The sequence below is a fragment of the Aquabacterium sp. A08 genome (assembly GCF_011742065.1).
In genome coordinates, this window is sequence record NZ_JAAQQT010000001.1 from 1 (window position 1) to 778 (window position 778).

The following is a 778-nucleotide window of genomic DNA, read 5'->3' on the forward strand; positions in this document are numbered from 1 at the left end:
CCGGTGCTGGCCCGCGAGCTCGACATCGCCAACCGCCAGTACGCCGCCGGCCGCAGCCGCGCCGACTCGCTGCGGCGGCTGACCCGCCTGTACGGCAAGGAAGATCTGGAGGAACTGGTCACCCTGCTGGTGCAGATCGACAAGCACGGCGGCGCGGTGCAAGAGCCCATGCGCCAGTACGCCGCCCGGCTGCGCGAAAAACGCCGCGCGCTGCTGCGTGAAATTGTGGGCAAACTCAACGTCAAGATGACCCTGGTGATGATCACGGCCCTGCTGCCCGCGCTGATGATCGTGATCGCCGGTCCGGCGGTGCAAGCCATCTTCCGGGGTCTGGCGGGAGTGGGCAAATGAACGCAAAACCGTGGGTGCGCTGGAACCTGTGTGGCCTCGTGCTGGCGCTGGCCGGCTGCGCCAACCTGGCCGGTCCGCCTCCGTTGCGGGCCACCGCACCGGACGCGCTGCCGGGCGGCGGCGCCGCCAACATCGAAGGGGTGCAAAAAGCGGGTCTGCTCGACATGGTGCGCAACCTGCAGGCCCAGTCCCAGCACTACGCCGCACTGGCCCACCTGCAGGCCCACGACAGCCGCTGGGGCCCCAGCGCGGACAGCCAATTGCTCCGCGCCGGTTCGCTCATGGCCACCGACCAGGACGCCGAGGCCCGCACACTGTTCCTGCAATTGACGCAGGGCGACCTGGCCGGCACCGCCCACCACGGGCTGGGGCTGCTGGCGGCCCGGCGAGGCCAACTGGACGAAGCCATTGCGGCCTTTGAGCGGGC

The 778-nt window shown here is 70.1% G+C and carries 1 protein-coding gene and 1 pseudogene; both read left to right on the forward strand.

From position 1 onward, the window contains the following. Positions 1 to 351: type II secretion system F family protein (locus HA630_RS00005; protein WP_208299869.1), on the forward strand; the 351-nt coding region annotated here is incomplete at its 5' end. Next, positions 348 to 778, forward strand: a pseudogene (locus tag HA630_RS00010) (hypothetical protein); the annotation flags it as partial. The gene HA630_RS00005 and the pseudogene HA630_RS00010, both read left to right, overlap by 4 nt.